Genomic DNA, 21,332 nt, shown 5'->3' on the forward strand with positions numbered 1-21,332 from the left:
GCCGGGGAGGCGCTCAAGCAGGATTCCCATCAATGGCGCGGCGCCGCTTTTGCGCCAGCGCTACGACAGCTGCTCCGACCGCACTTTCACATCGTCGCTCAGCTGCCGCACGATCCCGGCGGTCTTGCGGATGTCCGCTTCGTCGAGAGCGACGCCCATGGTCGAGGCGATCGCCAAGAGCTGAGCGTTCAGCTCGCCGTAGCGCGCGGCGCCTTTGGGCGTCAGCTGCACGAGCTTCGAGCGCCGGTGCTTCGGATTGTCGATGAATTCGACCAGCCCCTCGGCCGCAAGCTCATCCGCCAGCCGCTGCATGCGCTGACGGCTGGTGGGCCGCATCTGGGCGATCTGCGGCACGGTGAGCGGGCCAAGCAGCGCCAGACTTCGCATGAAGCCGAACGCACCGCCGCCCCAACTGGTGATGAGCCCTGTCTTCTGGCCGAGAGCCCGTATCCTGAAGAAGCACTGGGCCACTTCGAGCATCAGCTCGGCGATCGCCTCGGCCTTGCCGTCAACGATGGGATCCGCCCCTCGGACCACCTCAGTCCCGTGTCGTGCCGACGCCATCGCTTCCGTTCCTCCTGTCTGTGCCAAGTTCTGCGATTGACACCGCTGTTGTCAACTTCTAGAATGACACCTTGATTGTCATCTCTAGGGGCTATGGGCTTCATAGCCCTCCAGCATCTGCGGGAGCAGACATGGAAATGGCTGGGCAAACCGACAGCGGAACCGCAGGCGTCATCGCGAGACCGCCGCTGCTCTTTCTTGCTGCTTTCCTGATTGGCTTCGTGCTGGATCGCCTGCTGCGCTTGCCGTTCCCGATTCCGGGGCTGGTCACCTGGATCATCGGCGGCTCGCTGATCGCGATCGGTTTTGCGCTTTTCGCAGCGGGCATTCGCAATTTCATGCGCGCGGAGACGCCGGTGCCCACGAATGAGCCGACGCGCGTGCTGGTGACGACCGGCATCCACGGCTGGACGCGCAATCCGATCTATCTTGGCATGTTCCTCATCTATGGCGGCATCGGCGTGGCCGCGCAGAATATTTGGATCCTTGTCCTGACGCTGCCGCTTGCGATCCTGATCCGCTACGGCGTCGTCGCCCGCGAGGAGGCCTACCTCGAGCGGCGGTTCGGCGATGCCTATCGCGACTACAAGCAAAGCGTGCGGCGGTGGCTCTGACGTCGCAGGAAAGCCGATCGCGTGCTCTGATCCCAAAATCATGCCGAGCTGGTACTATTTTGTCGGCTGACGACGATCCAGAACCAACGCTTAGGGATTTCAAATGAAACTCGGCTTCATCGGCACAGGCGCGCTCACAGCCGCGATTGTCACCGGACTTAAATCCGCCGCGGACAATTCCGTAACGGTGCTCCTGTCGCCCCGTAATCAAGAAATCGCTGCCAGCCTGGCGCTTCGCTACCGCGATGTACGCGTTGCACCGGATAATCAGGCCGTCCTCGACAGTTGCGATACTGTCATGCTGGCGGTTTGGCCGCAGATTGCGCATGAGGTGCTTACAGGATTGCGGTTTCGTCGGGACCATCACGTCGTAAGCTTGATCGCCACCCTGTCGCGGGAGGAAATAGCCACGTTGATCGCTCCTGTGGAGCACGTGACGAAAGCTCTTCCCATGCCGATGATCGCTCACAGGCAGGGGGCGACAATCATCTGCCCGCCCGATCGGCGCATGGCGGCGTTTTTCGGCCGGCTGGGAAAGGTGATCGAGGTCGATGATCCGAGCGAGTTCGACGCGCTGAGCGTCGTCACCGCGTCATTTGCCAGCTATTTCAAATATCTCGATACGATCCATGGCTGGCTGAAAGAGCATGGCGTCGCCGACGCGCAAGCGCGCGACTATATCGTCACCATTTTCAAAGCGCTGGCAAACGCACCGGAGACGACGCCGGATACGGGCTTCATGGATCTGGCGCAAGACTATGCAACACGCGGCGGGCTCAACGAACAGATTTTGCGCGAGCTCACGGCACGGAATGTCTTCGATGCCTTCGCAGAAAGCCTGGATGGCGTGCATCGGCGTATCTCGGCAGGAGCAGCGCCACGCATTGGTCCTCAATCGTGACGATGACAGCCGGCCCTGCCGTAATCCTCCACACCAACGCGCCGGCGGTGGCGATGAAGCTGTTGCGGGACAAGCATCCGGGGCTGTCGGTCTATCCTTGTGACAGCTACGCCGGCCTGGCCGCCTTGATAGAAGAGACAAAGGCCGAGATCGTCTACTCGGTGCGCTTCGACGGCACCGCGCGCTTTCCGCGTTCCGCTCTCCTGGAAAGCCCGACGGTGAAATGGGTGTCGGTCGGCGGGTCGGGGACGGATCATTTGGGTCCCTGGAACCCCGAAAAAGTGACGGTGACGAACGCCACCGGTGTCGCGGCCGATATGATGGCCGAGTACGCACTGGGGGCGATGCTGTCGTTCTCGCTGGGTCTTCGAAATTTCGCCAGGCATCAGCGCGCGCGGACATGGATCACTGGGGCGGTCGAGCCGATCCAGGGCAAGACCTTGCTGCTGCTCGGCCTCGGCAGGACCGGGCAGGCATTGGCCCGGCGCGCCAAGGCCCTGGGGCTGACGACGCTCGGCGTGCGTGCGCATCCCAGGCCAACCGCCGATGTCGACGAGGTTCACGGCATCGAGGCATTGCCGGGGCTTTGGGGCCGGGCCGACTTCATCACCTGTTGCGTGCCGCTGCTGGAGGCGACGCGCGGGCTGATCGGCGCTGCGGCGTTTGCCGCGATGAAGCCGTCGGCGGTGCTCATCGACGTTTCGCGTGGCGGCGTCGTCGATGAGGCAGCACTGCTGTCGGCGCTCGACGGCGGCCGCATCAAAGGCGCCGCGCTCGATGTCTTTTCGACCGAGCCGCTGCCGGCGGATCACCCACTTTGGCGGTATGAGAACGTGATCGTCACGCCGCATTGCTCGTCGGTCTATGAAGGCTGGGAGGAGAAAGCGCTGGATATGTTCGCAGACAATCTCAGCCGCTATCGGCGCGGCGAAAAGCTGCTCGGCGTTGTCGATCCAATGCGCGGCTATTGACGATGAAGTCTCCCGACAGCGCCTCGATCCAGGAAGCCGAGATCGCGATCATCGGCGGCGGCATTGCCGGAGCGAGTGCGGCCTATGAGCTGGCGGCGGTCTCGTCGGTCATCCTGCTCGAGCGCGAAAGCCATTGCGGCTACCATTCCACCGGCCGGTCGGCCGCGAGTTTTACGGAGAATTACGGCAACGCCGTCATCCGACGGCTGGCGATCGCCAGCCGGTCTTTTCTCGAAGCGCCGCCCGAGGGCTTTTGCGATCATCCGTTGATGCTCCCGCGTGGCATGCTGACCATCGCGCGCCAGGACCAGCTGGGCCGGCTTGAAGAGGAACTCGAAAAGGCCCGCCAATTTGTGCCGTCGATCCATCGGGTCAGCCCCGAAGAGGCGTTGGCCCGCGTGCCGGTGCTGCGAGCCGATTATGTCGCCGGTGCGATCGTCGAACCCGGCTGTCGCGAGATCGACGTCAACGAGCTTCATCAGGGTTTCCTGCGCACTGCGCGCAAGCGCGGCGGCCGGATCGTCACCAATGCAGGCGTCGACGCGATCGAGCGGCACAAGGATCGCTGGATCCTGCAGACGAGCCAGGGACTGTTCGCCGCGCCCATCCTCGTCAATGCGGCCGGCGCCTGGGCGGACAGGATCGCTGCGTTGGCCAAAATTGCGCCGATCGGTCTGGTGCCGAAGCGCCGCACTGCGTTCCATGTCGCAGCACCGGATGGCGTCTCCATTGCCGGCTGGCCGCTGGTCAACGATGTCGGCGAGGAATTCTACTTCAAGCCGGACGCCGGCCGGATTTTCGTCTCGCCGGCAGATGCGACCCCAAGCGAGCCGATGGACGCTTATCCCGACGATTTCGACGTCGCCGTCGGCGTCGATCGGCTGCAGCGGGCGACGACGATCGACGTGCGCCGGATAGAACATCAATGGGCGGGCCTGCGCAGCTTTGTCAGCGACGCCTCGCCGGTGGTCGGCTTCGACGCCAAGGCCGAGGGTTTTTTCTGGCTGGCGGGCCAGGGCGGCTACGGCATCAAGACATCGCCGGCGCTGGCCAGGGCATGTCGCGATCTGATCCGCACCGGACGCTTGCCGGATGAACTGTTGCGCCAAGGCATCGAGCCGGGTGATCTTGCGCCTGGCCGGATCGGGGCGACATCCGCGCCGGAGGAAAAAGCATCGTGAGCAAGGACCGAACGCTTCGAGAATGGCCCACGCTTCTGCCGCGTGCTCAGCCACATGGCATTGTCTATCTGGGGCATTGTCTATCTGGCCGGCATGACGGCCGATGATCTGTCCGGCGACACCACGCAGCAGACGCGCGACGTGCTCGCCAAGATCGACGCCTATCTGGCGAAGGCCGGCAGCGACAAGACCAGGATCCTGAGCGCCACGGGTATGGCTGCGCGACATTGCCGACTTCGACAAGATGAACGCCGCCTGGGATGCCTGGATCGACAAAAGCGCCATGCCGGTGCGGGCAACGGTCGAAGCCCGGCTCGCCGGCGACGGCTATCGCGTCGAGATCATGGTGACCGCTGCAGCCTGAACTGCGATCTATTGGGGAGACGACGCCATGGCTCGAGACCTGACCATCGCGGTCTGCCAGACCGGCCCGATACAGAAAAGCGCGCAACGGTCCGAAACGGTGGACCGGCTGGTCGCGCTTCTGGAAAGAGCGGCGGCCGCCGGCGCTGAAATCGCGGTGTTTCCCGAACTGGCGCTGACAACCTTCTTTCCGCGCTGGCGGATCGACGACCAGGCCGAGATCGAGGCGTTCTTCGAGCCCGCCATGCCGGGCCCGCAGACGCAGCGCCTTTACGACACCGCGGCGCGGCTCAAGATAGGCTTCGCGCTCGGATATGCCGAGCTGACGCGCGTCGACGGGGGCCGCTTCAATACGATGGATCTGGTCGGGCAGGACGGCAAGCTTGTCGGGCGCTATCGCAAAATCCATGTGCCGGGATCAAGTGAGCCGGAACCGGGCACGACCGTGCATCTCGAGCGACGTTATTTCGAGCCCGGCAATCTCGGCTTTCCGGTCTTCGTCTATCGCGGCGTGCGCGTCGGCATGGCCATCTGCAACGACCGGCGCTGGCCGGAGACCTACCGCATGCTCTGCCTCAACGGCGCCGAAATTGTCCTGATCGGCTACAACACGCCGCTGCTGCTCGATGAGGCGCCGGCGCTGGCGCATCTGCGCATGTTCCACAACCATCTGCCGATGCAGGCCGGCGCCTATCAGAACACGGTCTGGGTCGCGGCAGCGGCCAAGGCCGGCGTCGAGGACGGCCAGGCCTTGATCGGCGGCTCCTGCATCATCGCACCGACCGGCGAAATCGCAGCGCAGGCGATATCGCTCGACGACGAGGTGATCGTCCATCGCGCCGATCTCGACCTCATCGCCGTCTGCCGCAAGGTGAATTTCGATTTCGCCAGATATCGCCGGCCCGACCAATATCGGCTGATCGCGGATCAGGTTTAAGGTGACAGGCGCTGACGTTCGCTGTTCCGTTATTGCGTTAAGATCACAGGGCTTCGAACCTAGTTCCTCTGCACAGAGGATTTGGTTCTTAGACCGAGCCTGAAAGCGCCTGGGACGGTCGTCGGCCGGCCTCCAGCCGCCATCTCTGACGCTGGCGATTGGGCATAAGTCACCACGACTTCGTCATCCCAGGGCGGATCAAGGAGCGAAGCGACGCGGCGCAGACCCTGGGATCCATTCCGTTACCTCAGCCGAAGAATGCAGCGGCTCAGAACGGTGCTTGTATTCGCAACGGTGCGAGCTACCCTCCCTCCATGACCGGCTATGCCTATATGACCGCGAGCCAGAAGCGCGGCACGATCTATATCGGTGTCACCAATGATCTTGGCCGCCGCATGCCGGAGCACAAATCTGGCGAAGGCTCGCGCTTCACGAGCCGCTACGGCGTGCAGCGTCTGGTCTGGTACGAAGAACATTTCGACATTCGCGATGCTATCCAGCGCGAGAAGTCGCTGAAGCGTTGGCCGCGCCAATGGAAGATCGAGCTGATCGAGAAGGCCAATCCAGAGTGGTTCGAGCTTTTTCGCGGAACGGGGTGGTAGCGTTCGATTCTGGTCCGCCGGAGCACTGCCGCGAGGTAACGGCATGGATCCCAGGGTCTGCGCGCGTCGCTTCGCTCCTTGCTCCGCCCTGGGATGACGAAGAGAGGGGTGCTTCGGCTAATCCTAGATGTTTGCGACCTGCCACTGACAGGAATCATCGACGTTCGCTGCCGATCGGCTCGACCTGCCAAACTACTGTGTCGAGGAACTAAGCCCTCAGCCTCACCCCGTCAGGGTCGAAGAACGGCATCGCAGACACCACCGCGCGTGTCGGCGCGCCTTCGATGTCGATGCTGAGCACCGTTCCGATCTGCGTGAACGGCAGCCGCAGATGCGCGGTCGCCAGCAGCTTGCCCGAGGAATAGCCATGGTCGCTGTAGGTGACGACGCCGGCATCCTCGCCGGCTTCACGGTGACATTGGTGACGCTGAATCGGCGCCTCGGCGACGGCCGGCGCAGGTTACATGTGCGTGCGTTGTATACCTTGGCGATTGGCGGAAACGCCTATCGCTTCGTCATCCTCCTGGGGCGGAGCAAGGAGCGCAGCGACGCGGCGCAGGCGATGTCGCTCGACGACGAGGTGATCGTCCATCGCGCCGATCTCGACCTGATCGCCGTCTGCCGCAAGGTGAATTTCGATTTCGCCAGATATCGCCGGCCCGACCAATACCGGCCGATCGCGGATCAGGTTTGAGGTGACAGCGCTGGTGTTAGGAAACAGCAACGAGATGACCGTTGCCAAGATCCTTCAGGGCCAGTTTCGGCGGATCTTCGCCGATTTTTCGGGTCGGGCTCGGGATCTCCTGATCGAGACGCGCGAAACGCGGCCGGCGCTTTGCCGGATCGGGCACCGGCACGGCCTCGATCAAACGCTTCGTGTAGGGATGGCGCGGGTTCGAAAAGACCTGGTCGCGGGTGCCCATTTCGACGATCTGGCCGAGATACATGACGGCGACACGATCGGAAATGTTCTCGACCACCGCCATGTCGTGCGAGATGAACAGATAGGCGATGGCGAATTCGCGCTGCAGTTCCTTCAACAGGTCGAGCACGCGGGCCTGCACCGACACGTCGAGCGCCGAAACGCTTTCGTCGGCGATGATGAGCTTGGGCCTGAGTGCCAGAGCGCGCGCGATGCAGATGCGCTGGCGCTGGCCGCCCGAGAATTCGTGCGGATAAAGCTCCATCTGGTCGGCCGACAGGCCGACGCGTTCGAACAGCGCCGCCACAAGCTGGCTGCGCTCTTCCTTCGAGGCGATGCCATGAATCAACAGCGGCTCGGCAACGAGGTCGCCGACGCGCATGCGCGGGTCGAGCGAGGCATAGGGATCCTGGAAAATCATCTGCACGTCGCGGCGAACCGCCTTGCGCTGGTCACGGCCAAGGCCTGCCAGATTGCGCCCGCCGATCACGATATCGCCGTGGTAGGGCACAAGCCCCGCCAGCGCCTTGGCTGTGGTCGACTTGCCGCAGCCGGATTCGCCGACCAGCGCCAGCGTCTCGTGCGGCGCGATCGAAAAGCTGATGCCTTCGACGGCGTGGACACGGCGGTTCACTTGGCCGAAGAAGCCACCGCGCAGGTCGAAATGGACATGCAGATCGTGGACCACCGCCACGCTTCCGGGCATTTCCGCTTCGACGGAACTCCGGCGGCCGGCGCCGGTTCCGATGCGCGGCACGGCGGCGAGCAGTTCGCGCGTGTAGTCGGCCTGCGGACGAGCAAAAATATCGGCGGCTTTTCCTTCCTCGACCATGCGGCCGTGCCGCATGATGACGACGCGATCGGCCATTTCGGCGACCACGCCCATGTCGTGGGTGATGAGGATGATGCTGGTGCCGTGTTCGCGCTGCAGATCGCGCAGCAGTTCCAGCACCTCGCCTTGCACGGTGACGTCGAGCGCCGTCGTCGGCTCGTCGGCGATCAGCACATCCGGTTTCAGCGCCAGCGCCATGGCGATCATCACGCGCTGGCGCATGCCGCCGGACAGTTCGTGCGGAAACTGCTTTAGCCGGCTTTCGGCTTCCGAGATGCGGACGGCCTTCAGCGCCTCGATGGCGCGCCGGCGCGCCTCGGCGCGGGAGAGATCGGTATGCGCCTCGATGGATTCGACCAGTTGCCGGCCGATCGACAGCACGGGATTGAGGGATGTCATCGGCTCCTGGAAGATCATCGCGATGCGGTCGCCGCGAATGCGGCGCATCCGGCGCTCATCGAGCCCCGCCAGATCGATGTCGCCCCGATCCATATCGCGAAGCCGGATCTTGCCTGACGATATGCGGGCGGCAGGCTGCGGCAAGAGCTGCATGATCGCCAGCGCGGTCATCGATTTGCCGGAACCGGATTCGCCGGCGATGCAAAGCGTCTCGCCGCGCGCAAGCGTCAGCGATAGGTCTGATACCACCGGCCGCTCGCCGTCTTCGCCACGCACGCTGACGGTCAGGCCGGAGATTTCCAGCACCGCTCCGGCCGTGATCGAAGCGGCCGGACCGGCAGCCCCGGTCCGCGTATTGCCTGCGCCTTTGCTCATTCGAAGACGCAGCGCGGGAAGTAGAACGACACCACCCAGTTCGGCATGTCGACGATCTCGCTGATCCGGAGATCGCCGCAGACCGAAACCAGCATGTAGGCGTCCACCGGGTCCATTCCGTAGCGGCCGGCAAGCAGGTCGATCATCTGCGAGACCGCTTCTCTGGCGCCGGTCATCAGGTCCGGTCCGATGCCGGTCGTCACCTCATAGCCCTTGGCGTCGAGATGGCGCGTCACCGGACCCGGCGTGGTGAAGCGCGGCATCTTCAGCTGTGCATTTTTGACCAGGTCGAGCTTGAGCACGACATCCATCGGGCTTTCGATCGCCGTGCCGCACACTTCGCCGTCGCCCTGCGCGGCATGCGTGTCGCCAACCGAAAACAGCGCACCCGCCACCTCCACCGGCAGATAGAGCGTGGTGCCGGCTGCGAGATCGCGGATGTCGAGATTGCCGCCGACGCGCCTTGGCGGCACCACCGAGTGGAGGCCCATTTCAGCCGGCGCGTTGCCGATGGTGCCGGCAAACGGTTTCAGGGGCACGCGGGCTTGTCTGCCGAACAGCGCCGGTTCGAGCGAGGCGGCGTCGTATTTCCAGATGTTCAGCGCCGGCTCCGGGAAGTCGTCGGCGAGCAGGCCGAACCCCGGAATGTTCGCCGTCCAACCGAAGCCCGACGGCTTGAACGCCTCAATTGTGATCTTCAGTGCGTCGCCCGGCTCGGCACCTTCGACGAAGATGGGCCCGGTGACGGGGTTCACCTTGGCGAAGTCGAGCAAAGCGACGTCGTCCACAGTGCTGTCCAGCGTCAGCTGGCCACCCGACGCATCGAGGCACTGGAACTCGATCGTCGAACCGGGCGCCACCCGCTCAGTCGGGACAAAGGAATTGTCCCAGCCGAAATGGTGATGGCGCCCGTGGATGGTGTAGTCGCAGTTATTGCACATCGGTCACATACACATTGTCGTAGTTGATCGGGATATGGACGGGGTCGACGTAGAGATTGTCGGCGCCGCCCATCCGAGCCGATTTCATGGTGAAGCGCTGCTCGTTGAAGACCGGCGCCCAGGGCGCGTCTTCCATGATCTTGCGGTAGATCGCGCTCCACATCTTGGCACGTTCGCCTGATTTGGCCGGATCGACGATCGAGTCGGCCTCCGCCGCCTTGGCGTCGAGATCCTTGTTGCAGTACCACGACCAGTTCCAGCCGCCCGGAACCGCGCCGGCGCAGCCGAGGATCGGCCCGTAGAAGTTCGACGGATCGGGGAAATCGGCGATCCAGGCCATGCCGCCGGACCAGATCATCGGCGCGCCGGCCTTGTCGCCGCCGGCTGCGATGACATTGGCCTGCGCGAGCGACTGGATGCTGGCCTTGATGCCGACTGCCGCCAGGTCCTGCTGGATTGCCTGGGCGATGCGCGGGTTGGGATCGGTGTTCATGGCGAACAGCTGCGTGTCGAAACCATCGGGATGACCGGCCTCGGCAAGCAAAGCCTTGGCCTTGGCCACGTCATAGGGATAGCCCTTGAATTCCTTGTCATAGCCGGGCATCGACGGCGGCAGCGGCTGGTTGGCCGGCACCGCGCGGTTGTTGATCAGCTGGACGATACGGTCCTTGTTGATCGCCATGTTGACCGCTTGCCGCACCTTCACATTGTCGAAGGGCGCCATGGTGGTGTTCATGGTGATGTAGCCGGTGTGCAACTGGCCGCCCTCGACGACACGGGCCTTCTGCTCGGGATCGGCCATCACCTCCTGGAACTTGGCCGGCGGAATAACGTCGCCGAGCACGTCGATCTCGCCCTTCTGCAGCCGCAGCAGCGCCACGATCGGCTCCTGGCCGATCTCGAAGCTGATCTTGTCGAGATACGGCAGGCCCTTGTGCCAGTAATCCGGGTTGCGCTCGAAGACGACGCGCTGGCCGAGCGTCCATTCGGCGAACTTGAAAGCCCCGGTGCCGACCGGATGCTTGCCAAAATCCGCGCCGTATTTCTCGACCTCCTCCTTCGGCACGACATGCGAGAAATTGATGGCCATGACATGCAGGAAGGTGGCGTCGGGCCGGGTCAGTTCGAACTTGATCGTGTAGGGATCGACGACGGTGACGCCCGACAAGCTTTCCGCCTTGCCGGCAGCGACATCGTCATGGCCCTTGATCGAGCCGAAGAAGCCGGCGCCCGGGCTCTGGGTCTTCGGATTGGTGACGCGGTCGAGCGAATATTTCACGTCGTCGGCGGTCATCTCGCGGCCATTGTGGAACTTCACCCCTTGGCGCAGCTTGAAGGTGACGGTCTTGCCGTCGGGCGCAATCTCGTAGCTCTCGGCGAGGTCGGGCCGCAGATTGGTGGTGCCCGGCTCGTAGTCCATCAGCCCGTCAAACAGGCTCTTGATCATCGACCAGTTCTGCCAGTCATAGCCGATGGCCGGATCGAGCGTGGCGACGTCGTCCTTGTAGGTGATGGTGATCGCGCCACCCTGCTTGGCGTTCGGATCGACGGCGTCTTCGGCGCGTACGCTTGTCATGCCGAGCATCAGCGCGAGTGCCGATACCGCAACGGTGGAGGTCAATAATTTCTTCATCTCATGTTCCCTTTCTCTGGTTGTTATCGGTCTTTTTTGGTTTTCATCTGAGCTTGATGCGCGGATCGATGAACGGTGCGACGGTGTCGGCCAGGAGATTGCCGAGCACGATGGCGAAGGCCGAAACCAGGGTGACACCCATGATGATCGGAATGTCGACGCGCTGGATGGCCTGCCACGCAAGCTGGCCGATGCCGGGCCAGCCGAACACGCTTTCAACCACCACGATGCCGCCCATGAAGATGCCGATGTCGATGCCGATCATGGCGATGACCGGCAGGATGGCGTTGGGCAGTGCATGGCGGAATATGATGGCGCCGCGCGCAAGACCCTTGGCGCGGGCGGTCCGCATATAGTCCTGGCACAGCACGTCAATCATCGACGAGCGCATCATGCGGGCGTACCAGCCGGCGCCGAGGATCCCCATGGTCAGCGAGGGCAGCACCAAATGGCGCCAGGTGCCGTAGCCGCCGATCGGAAACCAGCCGAGCCGCACGGCGAACACATAGAGGAGCAGCAGGCCGACGACGAATTGCGGCGCCGAGACGCCGACAAAGGACGCGACCATCAGTGTCTGGTCGGTGGCGGTGCCGCGCCTGACGGCGGCAAGCAGGCCCATCGTCAGGCCGATCGCCAGCTCGCAAAGGATGGCGCCGACCATCAGCAGCAGGCTTGCCGGCAGCCGCGAGACGATGAGCTCCGTGACCTCGGAACGTTGGATGTAGGAGCGCCCGAGATCGCCGCTGAGCAGGCTTGTCAGATAGTGCCAGTACTGGATGAAGAAGGGCTGATCGAGACCGAGTTGCCGGCGGATGCTCTCGACTGTCTCGGGTGTGGCGCTGCGCCCGGCGATCTGGCGGACGGGGTCGGCGGGCAGCAGATAGAGCAGCGCAAAGGTGATCAGCGAGACGCCGAGCAGGATGAGCACGGACTGGATAACGCGGCGGCCGAGATAGGCGATCATTCCCGGCCCCTTTGCGTCGGATCGAGGATGTCGCGCAGCGCATCGCCGATGAGGTTGAAGGCCAGCGCCAGCGCCAGGATCGCCGCACCCGGAAAGAAGACCAGCCAGGGCGCTGCCTGGAAATAGGTCTGGTTCTCGAAAATGATGTTGCCCCAGGATGCGGTCGGCGGCTGCACGCCGATGCCGAGATAGCTGAGCGTCGCTTCGAGCAGCACGGTGGTCGAGATGCCGAGCGTCCCCCAGACGATGATAGTCGGCAGCAGATGCGGAAGGATATGGCGAAACAGAATGCGTGGCGCGCTGGCCCCGATGGAGCGCTCGGCATCGATGAACTCGCGCTCGGCCAGCGAGCTGGTCTCGGTGTAGATGACCCGCGCGGTCTGCACCCAGTTCACCAGTGCGATCACCATGGCGACGATCCACAGGCTCGGCTGGAGCACCGCCGCCAGGCAGATGGCGAGCAGCAGCGCCGGAAAGGCCATCATCAGATCGGTGAAGCGCATCAGCGCGCTGCCGATCCAGCCACGGAAATAGCCCGCGGTGACGCCGACCAGCGTGCCGATCACAAGCGCCACGCCGTTGGCGACGATGCCGATGATCAGCGAGGTGCGCGCGCCGAAAAGAATGCGGGTCAGCAGATCGCGGCCGAGCAGATCCGTGCCCAGCCAGAAGCTGGCATTCGGCGGCAAGGGCGCGCCTTCAAGCGTCAGCCCGTCGAACATCTGCTCGTTCGGATCGTAGCCCGTCAGCCACGGCGCCAAAATGGCGCCGGCCACGACGACGGCAACGATCACCAGGCCGATCGATGCCAGAGGGCGTTTTATCAGCCGCCGCCAGACGCCGGCGCGTGGCTTGACCGGCATGCGCCCGGTTGCTTGGAGATCAGGCGCGATGGGACTGGTCATCGCCGGCTTCTTCCGTCATCGCCACGATCCTGCGCGCGGCCTCCTCGACGCTGATCTGCCAGCTCATCGCCAGCGACCGCAGTTGCGCATAGGCGCGGCCGTCCTCGGCGCCCTTCGACAGGGCTTCCACGGCACGCACGATGGTCTGCCGCTCGGCGACGCGTTGGCGCAGCGAGGCGATCTCGCTTGCCAAATGCTTGCGGGCCTCGAAACTCTGCCGTGCGATCAAAAGGGCGCTGTAGACGCCGGCATTGCCGACGGGCTTCAGCAACTGGGCGTCGGCCTTGTGCGACAGCGCCCACTCGATACGGCCTGGCGCTTCGGAGCCGATCAGCGCGACCAGCGGCATCGGCGCTTCGCCTGGCGTCCACGGGAATTGTTCGTCGAAGCCGAGATCGGCATCGAAGAAGACGAAATCCGCCGCCAGCGCCTCGGCCGGCAGTTCCGGCCAGCAGCCGATCGTCTCGAGGCCGATGGCCGACAATTGCCGCGTGATCGCCTGCACGGTCGGATGCGGGCGATGCAGGACAAAGGCCCTGGCGCCGCCGAGATTCGGGATGCGCGGGACCTTGCTCACGACACCACCCTCAAACGTGAGCGGCCGAACGTCTCGGTCCGGTCATAGCGGGACAGATAGGGATCGGGCGCGACACCCTTGGTCACCGTGACAGTCTTGAACGCGGTCCCCTCGATGCGCCCGATCTGCACTGGCAAGGCGGCGTGCTGGGTTTGCGGATCGATGGAGATGTCGCCCAGCGGCGTTCGAAACGAGGTTCCGGCAAAAGCCTGGGGAAGGTCCGGCCATTGTGCGCTCGGATTGCGGGCGAGGATTTCGGCAAGCGTCCGCACCGAGGCATAGGCCGCCGCCTCGAAGGACGAGGCAGGCATGATGGACGGTGCCGAATTGCCCTGGCGATCCGCAGCCGAGATGTCGTGAAAATACGGTCCGACGGAAAGGTGGCCATTGCCCGCCTCGTTGAGCGCCGGCAACTCGCATTCGGTCAGATTGCAGGACAGGATCGGGCAGCGCTCCGGGCTGAAGTGCGGGTCGCGTGCGGCAAGTTCGGCATAGGCAGCGATGAAGGCGTAGGACGAGGAGCCGATCAGGTTGTTCAGGACGAAATCCGGCCGGGTCGCCTGGATCTCGGCGATCAGCCTGGAGACATCGGCCTCGCCGAGCGGCAGATAGCGCTCGCCCAAAACCTTGCCGCCGGCGTCGGCGATCAGGTCGCGGGCGACACGGTTGGTCTCCCAGCCCCAGATATAGTTGGAGCCGAGCAGGAAGCCATTAGCGCCGAAGCGCGGCACGACATGAGCCAGCAGCGGGACGAGATGCTGGTTCGGGCAAGCGTGCATGTAGACGACATGCTCGTTCGCTTCGAAGCCCTCATAGGGGCAGGCGTACCAGAGCGTGCCGCCGGCGCGCTCGAGGATCGGAATGACCTCCTTGCGGCTCCATGACGTGATGCAGCCAATGATGTGGCGCGCGCCGCTGTTGGCGAGAATGTCGGCGCAGCCCGTCGCGTAGCCGTCGATGTTGCCTTGAGGGTCGCGCTCCACCGGAACGAATTCGATCGGGATGGCGGGATCGGCGTTGACATCGGCGATGGCCGTCATCGCACCCGAACGGCAGGATTCGGACAGCAGTTGGTAGTTGCCCGACCGCGAGTAAAGGATGCCGATTTCGATACGCCGTCCCAAGCAGATCCCCAAAATAACAATGCCCCGCAGCCGCCGCCGCGGAAGGCGAGGCATACGAGGCATTTTTGCCGCCCGGCGATCAGTGCCGGTATTTTCTCCATTAGCGTATTCGGTACGGCGGGTCAGTCAAGCGGGAAAGTGAGGGTCGGGAAAGTGCCCTGGTTGCGTCTGGTTGCGCGAGGGGCCTCGCCGAGAATTCGTCCTATCTCAGCGGTGGGCGCGTTTCTCGTCCGTCGCCGCCCGGTCGATCGCCAGCCCATCCGTCGACAGGGAGACACCAAATTTTTCGCCAGCGTCCTCGGGCGTATAGTACCCCAGCCTGATATCCCTCAGCACCAGTTCCGGGTCGCGCGCCAGGGGATCGCCATAGCCGCCGCCGCCCGGCGTGCCGACGCGCACGCGGTCGCCGGCCTTCAGGGCGATGTCCTGCTCCTTGGAGAGGTGCGGCGGCACATGTTCTCTGCCGTCGCGAAAAACGGTCACCGTGTTGACCGCGCCGTCCTTGCCGCCGAGCGCGCCCTGCGGGCCGAAACGGCCATGGTCCATGACGAAGGAGGCGCGGGCGTCGCCGCGCAGGATCTCGACCTCATAGGCGAGCCCGAAACCGCCGCGATGCCTGCCGGCGCCGCCCGAGCCTTCGCGCAGGGCATAATGACGATAGAGCACCGGAAACGCCTGCTCCATGATCTCGACCGGCGGCGATTTGGAGATGCCGATGGTCGAGCAGCCGTTGCTCAGGCCGTCATGATCGGCGTTGCCGCCATAGCCGCCGCCGGAGATCTGGTACATGACGTAATCGCGGCCGCGGGCCGGGTCGTTGCCGCCGAGCGCGAAATTGCCGCTGGAGCCGGCCGGAGCCGCCGTCACCTTGTCGGGCAGTGCCTGCACCATGGCCGCGAACACCGCCTCGGCGATGCGCTGCGAAACCTCGGCCGCGCAGCCCGATACCGGGCGCGGATATTTGGCGTCGAGGAAAGTGCCTTCCGGCCGCTTGACGATCAGCGGCTCGAAGGCGCCGGCACTGATCGGCACGTCAGGGAAAATATGGCGCATGGCGAGATAGACCGAGGACAACGTCGTCGCCAGAACGCTGTTCATCGGCCCGGCGCAGGGTTTTGACGAGCCGGAGAAGTCGAAAGTGAGCGTGTCGCCCTGTTTCTCCACCGCAAGCGCGATGGTCAGCGGCTCATTGACCACCCCGTCGGAATCGACGAAAGCTTTTGAGCGATAAATGCCGTCGGGAATGGCCGATATGTTGGCGCGCATCTGCTCGGCGGCGCGGCGCCGCAGTTCGGCGATCGCCTCGACGACTGTTTCATCTCCGTAACGATCCAGGATTCCGTTCAGCCGGTCCTGGCCGATCAGCAGTGCCGCCGCCTGTGCACGGATGTCGCCGATGCGCTGGTCGGCAACCCTGATGTTCGAGCAGATGATGGCGTAGATCTCAGGGTCGAGCACGCCCTTCTTGAACAATTTCACCGGCGGCAGCCGCAAGCCTTCCTGTTCGACCGCCGTTGCCGAGGCGGAAAAGCCGCCCGGCACCGAGCCGCCGATGTCGGGCCAGTGGCCGGTGTTCGACAGCCAGCAGAAAATTCTGCCGTCCCTGTAGACTGGCATGGCGAAGCGCACATCCATCAGATGGGTGCCGCCGAGATAGGGATCGTTGACGATGTAGATATCGCCTGGCTCGGGCGGCAGGCAGCGTCCGTCGGCGATCATCTCGATTACCGTTTTGGTCGAATACTGCATGACGCCGACGAACACCGGCAGGCCCTGGCTGCCTTGCGCGATCAGCGAACCATCGACCGCCGAATAGATGCCGTCGGAGCGGTCATTGGCCTCGGCGATGACGGGCGAAAAAGCGGCGCGCGAAAAGGTCAGGTCCATCTCGTCGCAGACCTGCTGCAGCGCCGCCTGGATGACCGAAAGCGTAATGGTGTCGAGTTTTGCCATTTCAGGCCTCACCGATGTCGATGATGATGTTGCCGTCGGCGTCCGAGCGCGCCCGGTCGCCGGGCTCGAGCACGGTGGTCGCGTCCATCTGTTCGAGGATCGCTGGCCCCTCGATGACCGCGTCGAGCGGCAGCTTCTCCCTGCTGTAGACCGGCGTGTCGTGCCAGCGCCCGCCATACCAAACCGGCCGGATTTCGCGCCGCGCGTCGGCCAGCGTTTCGGCGCGCCCTGCCGGGTCGATCAATCGCGACAGATCGATCGCCGGCCGCACGCCGGTCACCGAGGTGTTGAGGTTGACCAGATTGGCGCGGATTTCCGGCAGCTCGACCTTGAAGCGGCCGAAATAGGCCTTTTCAAACAGTTGCTGCAATGTTTCACGTGTCACCGCGGACGAAGGCAGCGGCACGTTGATGATGTGGGTCTGGCCGACGAACTGCATGTCGGCGGAATGCGTGACGCGGATCGTCTCCGGCTTCACCGCTTCCTTGCCGATCAGCTCTTCGCCTTCGTTTCGGTGCCGTTCCAATATAGTGTGAATCTGGGTTTCATCAAGACCGGCCACCGGCTGGTTGACCGTGTTGACGAAATCGTGCCTGAGATCGGCGACGACGCAACCGAGCGCATTGGTGATGCCCGGCCGCGCCGGCACCAGCACTTTGGGCAGACCGAGCTCGCGCGCCAGCGCCGTCGCATGCAGGGGCCCGGCGCCGCCGAAGGCGAACAGCGCGAAATCGCGAGGGTCGTGGCCGCGCGACACCGAGACCATGCGGATGGCGCCGGCCATCTTGATGTTGCCGAGCCGCAGCACCGCGCCCGCCGCCTCGACGCCGGACAGGCCGGTGGGTCGGCCGATCCTGTCCTCGAATATGCTGGTGACGTGTTCGACGGTGACCGGATTTTCGACGGCGAGCAGCTTTTTCGGCGCCAGCCGGCCGAGCACCAGATTGGCGTCGGTGATGGTTGGCTCGCTGCCGCCGCGCCCGTAGCAGATCGGGCCGGGATTGGCGCCGGCGCTTTCCGGGCCGATCTGGATCAGGCCGGCCGCATCGACGCGGGCGATCGAGCCGCCGCCGGCGCCGACCGTATGCACCGCCACCATCGGCACATGGATCGGCATCGCATATTCGATCTCGATCTCGTTCGACACCGCCGGTTCGGCATTGCGGATCAGCGCCACGTCGGTCGAGGTGCCGCCCATGTCGTAGGTGACCAGGTTTTTGAAGCCGGCGCGTTTTCCCGTATAGGCGGCGGCGATGACACCGGAGGCCGGGCCGGACATGACGGTCTTGGCTGACTCGCGTGTGACAAAGCGGGCCGAGATCATGCCGCCATTGCCGTTCATGATCAGGAAGTCGCGGGCGTAGCCTTTTGATCCCAATTCCTTGCGCAGCCGTTCGACATAGCGTTCGAGGATCGGCTGCACCGAGGCGTTGACCGAAGCGGTGACACCGCGCTCGAATTCGCGCGCTTCCGACAGCAGCGCATGGCCTGTCGTGATGTAGCTATTCGGCCAAAGCTCGGCGGCGATCTCGGCGGCGCGCCGCTCATGCGCCGGGTTGGCGTAGGAATGCAGGAAATGGATGACGAGGGATTCGCAGCCGGCCTCGATCAACTGGGAAATCGCCGCGCGCATCTCGGCTTCGTCGAGCGGGATGCGCACTGCGCCCGAGGCTTCGACGCGCTCCGACACTTCAAGCCGCAGATTGCGCGGAATGATCGGGACGAAGCTGCCTGTCATGCCATAGGGCTGCGGCCGTGTCCGCCGGCCAAGCTCGATCACGTCGCGAAAGCCGCGCGTGGTGACCATGCCGGTCTTGGCCAGCCGGCGTTCCAGCACCGCATTGGTGGTGGTCGTCGTGCCGTGCACGATGAGGTCGATGCCGCGGATGGGGAAACCGGTGGCACCGAGCGCCGAAACGACGCCGAAGGCCTGGTTGTCGGTAGTGGTCGGGGTCTTGGCGATATGCACCTTGCCGCCGCCCCGGCCGTCGATCAGAAGCAGGTCGGTAAAGGTTCCGCCGACATCGATGCCGGCGACGACGCTGCCGAGGGAATCCAGCGTCTGCGCCGAAAAATTCTCTTTCATTGTCGAAACCCGAAATATCAGGACTACCGATATGTGTCAGTTTGGAAAGGTGTTTCACGCTGGCGTCTTGACGCAAATATCATTTGTATACTAATAAATTCGGGACACAAGAGCTTACCGTGCAAACGGGCACGCCGGGACCTGATCGGTTCGGGCGCGCAGGAGAAGGTTTGGCGTCAGCGCCCTCGGGTTGGCCAGAAGGTTAGGTTTGATGAACACCATATCAACGCTCAACACCGCCGGCGCCCGGCCGCAGCAGTTCCCAATTCCGGCCAATGTCTATGCCGAAACCGTCGTCTCGGTGAAGCACTACACCGACCGGCTGTTTTCGTTCCGCATCACCCGGTCGCAGTCGCTGCGTTTCCGCTCCGGCGAGTTCGTCATGATCGGCCTGCCCAACGCCGAGAAGCCGGTGTTCCGCGCCTATTCGATCGCCAGCCCTGCCTGGGACGACGAGCTGGAATTTTTTTCGATCAAGGTGCCGGACGGCCCGCTGACCTCGCAGCTGCAAAAAATCGCGGTCGGCGACACCGTCATCATGCGGCAAAAATCGACCGGCACGCTGGTGGTCGACGCGCTGACCCCGGCCAAGCGCCTGTTCATGATCTCGACCGGCACCGGCATCGCGCCCTTCGCCAGCCTGCTGCGCGATCCCGACACCTATGAAAAATTCGAGCAGGTGATCCTGACCCACACCTGCCGCGACAATGCCGAACTCACCTACGGCCAGCAGCTGGTTGCAGAGCTGGAGAACGATCCGCTGATCGGCGAGCTGACCGGCGGCCGCGTCACGCTCTACAATTCGACGACGCGTGAAAGCTCCGAGCGCATGGGCCGCATCACCGCGCTGATCGGCTCGGGAAAGTTCTATGCCGATCTCGGCATCGACAAGCTCGATCCGGAGACCGACCGCATCATGATCTGCGGCTCGATGCATATGCTTAGGGATGTCAAGGAGCTGGCCGAAAGCCTCGGCTTCCAGGAAGGCTCGCTGCATCATCCGGCAAGCTTCGTCGTCGAGCGCGCGTTTGTCGGCTGAGACGGCGGGGCGCTTCGGCGCCCGCCTCAAGCGGGTTTGACCATACGGTCAAAAATCTGCTGCTTTCGCGGCCTTTTTCAACTATGACCGCTTGAAGGACTCGTGAAGCGCTGCTTCGCGGGCTATTCTCGGTGGACGTCGCTGAACAAAGGGGCAGGAGATGAGCAGCACAATCCGCGAGGCCGGTCTCGGTGCCGACAGGTTGGGCGCGCCCAAGGTCACGCCGCTGCCGGCGCGCACTGCCGCCAACGCGCCGGTGTCGCAAGCGCACGGCATTGTCCGCAACCCCGGCATGAAGCTCGATCTCGGCTTCATGGAATCGATGCGCAGCGTCAACCGCTCGGCGCTGGAACGGCGTGTCGCCAGTCTGACCAAACGACGCTCGATCAAGGCCGACAACCAGGCCGCCTGGCTGCTGCGCGCCGTCGCCTGCATGGACCTGACCACGCTGAATTCGAACGACACCGACGAGCGGGTGCGCCGGCTCTGCGCCAAGGCGGTCAATCCGTTCCGCCGCGACATCGTCGAAGGCCTCGGCATTACAGGTGAAAAGATCCGCCCGGCGGCGGTCTGCGTCTATCATCCGTTCGTCGCCACCGCCGTCGATGCGCTGCGCGGCAGCGGTATCCATGTCGCCGCCGTATCTACCGCTTTCCCGCACGGCCTCACCCCGCTGTCGACGCGCCTGCAGGAGATCGAAGCTTCGGTGAGCGATGGCGCCGACGAGATCGACGTCGTCATTCCGCGCGGCCTGGTATTCGGAGCGAAATGGCAGGAACTCTATAACGAGATCGTTGCGATGCGCGCCGCCTGCGGCGAGGCGCATCTCAAGGTCATTCTCGGTACCGGCGATCTTGCCACGCTGCGCAACGTCATGCTGGCGTCGATGGTGGCGATGATGGCGGGCGCCGATTTCATCAAAACCTCGACCGGCAAGGAAAGCGTAAACGCGACATTGCCCGTCGGCCTTGCCATGGTGCGCGCCATCCGCGCCTATTTCGAGGAGACCGGCTATCTCATCGGCTTCAAGCCGGCCGGCGGCATATCCACGGCAAAGGCGTCGCTCGATTGGCTGGTGCTGATGAAGGAAGAGCTGGGACGGCGATGGCTGGAGCCGGACCTGTTCCGCTTCGGCGCGTCGAGCCTTTTGACCGACATCGAGCGCCAGCTCGAACACCATCTGACCGGCCACTATTCGGCCAATCATCGCCACGCGATGGCGTGAGGCGGACCTAGCTTTGAATGTCGAGTTCCTTCGCGCCCCCCTCTGTCCTGCCGGACATCTCCCCCACTTGTGGGGAGATTGGCTGTCATCGGCGATTTCGCCAACTGCTGACGTTGCAGGATGGCCGAAGCCAAACATGAAGTCCGATCTCCCTCCTTGTGGGGGAGATGTCCGGCAGGACAGAGGGGGGCGCGAAGGATCGCCTGCCTCGCTGAAGAGGAGCG

The 21,332-nt window shown here is 64.0% G+C and carries 20 protein-coding genes and 1 pseudogene; 10 read left to right on the plus strand and 11 right to left on the minus strand.

Going from position 1 to position 21,332, the window contains the following annotated elements:
* Positions 1-60: 60 nt before the first annotated feature.
* Complete coding sequence (locus CIT31_RS04405) at positions 61-564, minus strand: MarR family winged helix-turn-helix transcriptional regulator (RefSeq protein ID WP_108722847.1); 504 nt, start codon at positions 562-564, stop codon at positions 61-63.
* A gap of 137 nt (positions 565-701) precedes the next feature.
* On the opposite strand from CIT31_RS04405, the gene CIT31_RS04410 reads away from it, so the two are divergent.
* The 7 genes and pseudogenes from CIT31_RS04410 (at position 702) to CIT31_RS04440 (ending at position 6,133) form a co-directional block, all read left to right on the plus strand.
* Entirely contained in the window at positions 702-1,178 is a 477-nt protein-coding gene (locus tag CIT31_RS04410; protein ID WP_165778343.1) for a methyltransferase family protein, read from the plus strand.
* 103 nt (positions 1,179-1,281) lie between these two features.
* Positions 1,282-2,079, plus strand: a complete 798-nt coding sequence (locus tag CIT31_RS04415; RefSeq protein ID WP_095517577.1) for a pyrroline-5-carboxylate reductase — start codon at positions 1,282-1,284, stop codon at positions 2,077-2,079.
* Positions 2,080-2,081: 2 nt separating this feature from the next.
* Entirely contained in the window at positions 2,082-3,050 is a 969-nt protein-coding gene (locus CIT31_RS04420; protein ID WP_095517578.1) for a D-2-hydroxyacid dehydrogenase, read from the plus strand.
* Positions 3,051-3,052: 2 nt separating this feature from the next.
* The gene (locus CIT31_RS04425; protein ID WP_095517579.1) at positions 3,053-4,231 is read left to right on the plus strand and encodes an NAD(P)/FAD-dependent oxidoreductase; all 1,179 of its coding nucleotides are present in this window, start codon (positions 3,053-3,055) and stop codon (positions 4,229-4,231) included.
* Positions 4,232-4,285: 54 nt separating this feature from the next.
* Positions 4,286-4,595 (plus strand): annotated as a pseudogene (locus CIT31_RS04430) (RidA family protein).
* Between the two features lie 27 nt (positions 4,596-4,622).
* Positions 4,623-5,531, plus strand: coding sequence for a nitrilase-related carbon-nitrogen hydrolase (locus tag CIT31_RS04435; protein WP_095517580.1), 909 nt, complete (start codon positions 4,623-4,625; stop codon positions 5,529-5,531).
* A 314-nt stretch (positions 5,532-5,845) separates the two neighbouring features.
* Positions 5,846-6,133, plus strand: a complete 288-nt coding sequence (locus CIT31_RS04440) for a GIY-YIG nuclease family protein (RefSeq protein WP_095517581.1) — start codon at positions 5,846-5,848, stop codon at positions 6,131-6,133.
* A gap of 208 nt (positions 6,134-6,341) precedes the next feature.
* On the opposite strand, the gene CIT31_RS04445 is transcribed toward CIT31_RS04440, so the two are convergent.
* Complete coding sequence (locus CIT31_RS04445) at positions 6,342-6,566, minus strand: glycine cleavage T C-terminal barrel domain-containing protein (RefSeq protein ID WP_245316110.1); 225 nt, start codon at positions 6,564-6,566, stop codon at positions 6,342-6,344.
* Here CIT31_RS04445 and CIT31_RS34915 point away from each other — a divergent pair.
* Complete coding sequence (locus CIT31_RS34915; RefSeq protein WP_095517582.1) at positions 6,501-6,827, plus strand: hypothetical protein; 327 nt, start codon at positions 6,501-6,503, stop codon at positions 6,825-6,827. The two genes, CIT31_RS04445 and CIT31_RS34915, sit on opposite strands and share 66 nt — an antisense overlap.
* 16 nt (positions 6,828-6,843) lie before the next feature.
* Here CIT31_RS34915 and CIT31_RS04455 read toward each other — a convergent pair whose 3' ends face one another.
* The 9 genes from CIT31_RS04455 to CIT31_RS04495 all read right to left on the minus strand — a co-directional run bounded on the left by CIT31_RS04455 (position 6,844) and on the right by CIT31_RS04495 (position 18,844).
* Complete coding sequence (locus CIT31_RS04455; protein WP_245316102.1) at positions 6,844-8,661, minus strand: ABC transporter ATP-binding protein; 1,818 nt, start codon at positions 8,659-8,661, stop codon at positions 6,844-6,846.
* Complete coding sequence (locus CIT31_RS04460) at positions 8,658-9,602, minus strand: acetamidase/formamidase family protein (RefSeq protein WP_095517583.1); 945 nt, start codon at positions 9,600-9,602, stop codon at positions 8,658-8,660. The genes CIT31_RS04455 and CIT31_RS04460 overlap by 4 nt, the downstream gene beginning before the upstream one ends.
* Complete coding sequence (locus CIT31_RS04465) at positions 9,592-11,235, minus strand: ABC transporter substrate-binding protein (RefSeq protein ID WP_095517584.1); 1,644 nt, start codon at positions 11,233-11,235, stop codon at positions 9,592-9,594. Before CIT31_RS04465 ends, CIT31_RS04460 begins: the two co-directional genes overlap by 11 nt.
* A 43-nt stretch (positions 11,236-11,278) precedes the next feature.
* Entirely contained in the window at positions 11,279-12,199 is a 921-nt protein-coding gene (locus CIT31_RS04470) for an ABC transporter permease (protein ID WP_095517585.1), read from the minus strand.
* Entirely contained in the window at positions 12,196-13,104 is a 909-nt protein-coding gene (locus CIT31_RS04475) for an ABC transporter permease (protein ID WP_095517586.1), read from the minus strand. The genes CIT31_RS04470 and CIT31_RS04475 overlap by 4 nt, the downstream gene beginning before the upstream one ends.
* Positions 13,082-13,681 carry an ANTAR domain-containing response regulator gene (locus CIT31_RS04480; protein WP_095517587.1) on the minus strand — a complete coding sequence of 200 codons (600 nt, stop codon included), beginning with the start codon at positions 13,679-13,681 and terminating at the stop codon, positions 13,082-13,084. The genes CIT31_RS04475 and CIT31_RS04480 overlap by 23 nt, the downstream gene beginning before the upstream one ends.
* Positions 13,678-14,805, minus strand: coding sequence for a transporter substrate-binding protein (locus CIT31_RS04485; protein WP_095517588.1), 1,128 nt, complete (start codon positions 14,803-14,805; stop codon positions 13,678-13,680). Before CIT31_RS04485 ends, CIT31_RS04480 begins: the two co-directional genes overlap by 4 nt.
* A 207-nt stretch (positions 14,806-15,012) precedes the next feature.
* Positions 15,013-16,758: a hydantoinase B/oxoprolinase family protein gene (locus CIT31_RS04490; protein WP_095517589.1), complete on the minus strand. Its 1,746-nt coding sequence runs from the start codon at positions 16,756-16,758 to the stop codon at positions 15,013-15,015.
* Position 16,759: 1 nt separating this feature from the next.
* Positions 16,760-18,844 carry a hydantoinase/oxoprolinase family protein gene (locus CIT31_RS04495; protein ID WP_095517590.1) on the minus strand — a complete coding sequence of 695 codons (2,085 nt, stop codon included), beginning with the start codon at positions 18,842-18,844 and terminating at the stop codon, positions 16,760-16,762.
* A gap of 211 nt (positions 18,845-19,055) precedes the next feature.
* On the opposite strand from CIT31_RS04495, the gene CIT31_RS04500 reads away from it, so the two are divergent.
* Together CIT31_RS04500 and deoC are read left to right on the plus strand one after the other, a co-directional pair.
* Positions 19,056-19,883, plus strand: a complete 828-nt coding sequence (locus CIT31_RS04500) for a ferredoxin--NADP reductase (protein ID WP_095517591.1) — start codon at positions 19,056-19,058, stop codon at positions 19,881-19,883.
* Positions 19,884-20,043: 160 nt separating this feature from the next.
* Positions 20,044-21,108: a deoxyribose-phosphate aldolase gene (gene deoC, locus CIT31_RS04505; RefSeq protein ID WP_095517592.1), complete on the plus strand. Its 1,065-nt coding sequence runs from the start codon at positions 20,044-20,046 to the stop codon at positions 21,106-21,108.
* Positions 21,109-21,332 lie beyond the last annotated feature (224 nt).

It is taken from the genome of Mesorhizobium wenxiniae, from assembly GCF_002284535.1.
Lineage (GTDB): Bacteria > Pseudomonadota > Alphaproteobacteria > Rhizobiales > Rhizobiaceae > Mesorhizobium > Mesorhizobium wenxiniae.

Bases quoted from the DNA above. Each gene is read 5' to 3' on its own strand.
- CIT31_RS04420 (WP_095517578.1), top strand. From the start codon at position 2,082: ATGACAGCCGGCCCTGCCGTAATCCTCCACACCAACGCGCCGGCGGTG.
- CIT31_RS04455 (WP_245316102.1), bottom strand. From the start codon at position 8,661: ATGAGCAAAGGCGCAGGCAATACGCGGACCGGGGCTGCCGGTCCGGCC.
- CIT31_RS04415 (WP_095517577.1), top strand. From the start codon at position 1,282: ATGAAACTCGGCTTCATCGGCACAGGCGCGCTCACAGCCGCGATTGTC.
- CIT31_RS04435 (WP_095517580.1), top strand. From the start codon at position 4,623: ATGGCTCGAGACCTGACCATCGCGGTCTGCCAGACCGGCCCGATACAG.
- CIT31_RS04490 (WP_095517589.1), bottom strand. From the start codon at position 16,758: ATGGCAAAACTCGACACCATTACGCTTTCGGTCATCCAGGCGGCGCTG.
- CIT31_RS04495 (WP_095517590.1), bottom strand. From the start codon at position 18,844: ATGAAAGAGAATTTTTCGGCGCAGACGCTGGATTCCCTCGGCAGCGTC.
- CIT31_RS34915 (WP_095517582.1), top strand. From the start codon at position 6,501: ATGGTCGCTGTAGGTGACGACGCCGGCATCCTCGCCGGCTTCACGGTG.
- CIT31_RS04465 (WP_095517584.1), bottom strand. From the start codon at position 11,235: ATGAAGAAATTATTGACCTCCACCGTTGCGGTATCGGCACTCGCGCTG.
- CIT31_RS04460 (WP_095517583.1), bottom strand. From the start codon at position 9,602: ATGTGCAATAACTGCGACTACACCATCCACGGGCGCCATCACCATTTC.
- CIT31_RS04425 (WP_095517579.1), top strand. From the start codon at position 3,053: ATGAAGTCTCCCGACAGCGCCTCGATCCAGGAAGCCGAGATCGCGATC.
- CIT31_RS04475 (WP_095517586.1), bottom strand. From the start codon at position 13,104: ATGACCAGTCCCATCGCGCCTGATCTCCAAGCAACCGGGCGCATGCCG.
- deoC (WP_095517592.1), top strand. From the start codon at position 20,044: ATGAGCAGCACAATCCGCGAGGCCGGTCTCGGTGCCGACAGGTTGGGC.
- CIT31_RS04410 (WP_165778343.1), top strand. From the start codon at position 702: ATGGCTGGGCAAACCGACAGCGGAACCGCAGGCGTCATCGCGAGACCG.
- CIT31_RS04470 (WP_095517585.1), bottom strand. From the start codon at position 12,199: ATGATCGCCTATCTCGGCCGCCGCGTTATCCAGTCCGTGCTCATCCTG.
- CIT31_RS04500 (WP_095517591.1), top strand. From the start codon at position 19,056: ATGAACACCATATCAACGCTCAACACCGCCGGCGCCCGGCCGCAGCAG.
- CIT31_RS04440 (WP_095517581.1), top strand. From the start codon at position 5,846: ATGACCGGCTATGCCTATATGACCGCGAGCCAGAAGCGCGGCACGATC.
- CIT31_RS04405 (WP_108722847.1), bottom strand. From the start codon at position 564: ATGGCGTCGGCACGACACGGGACTGAGGTGGTCCGAGGGGCGGATCCC.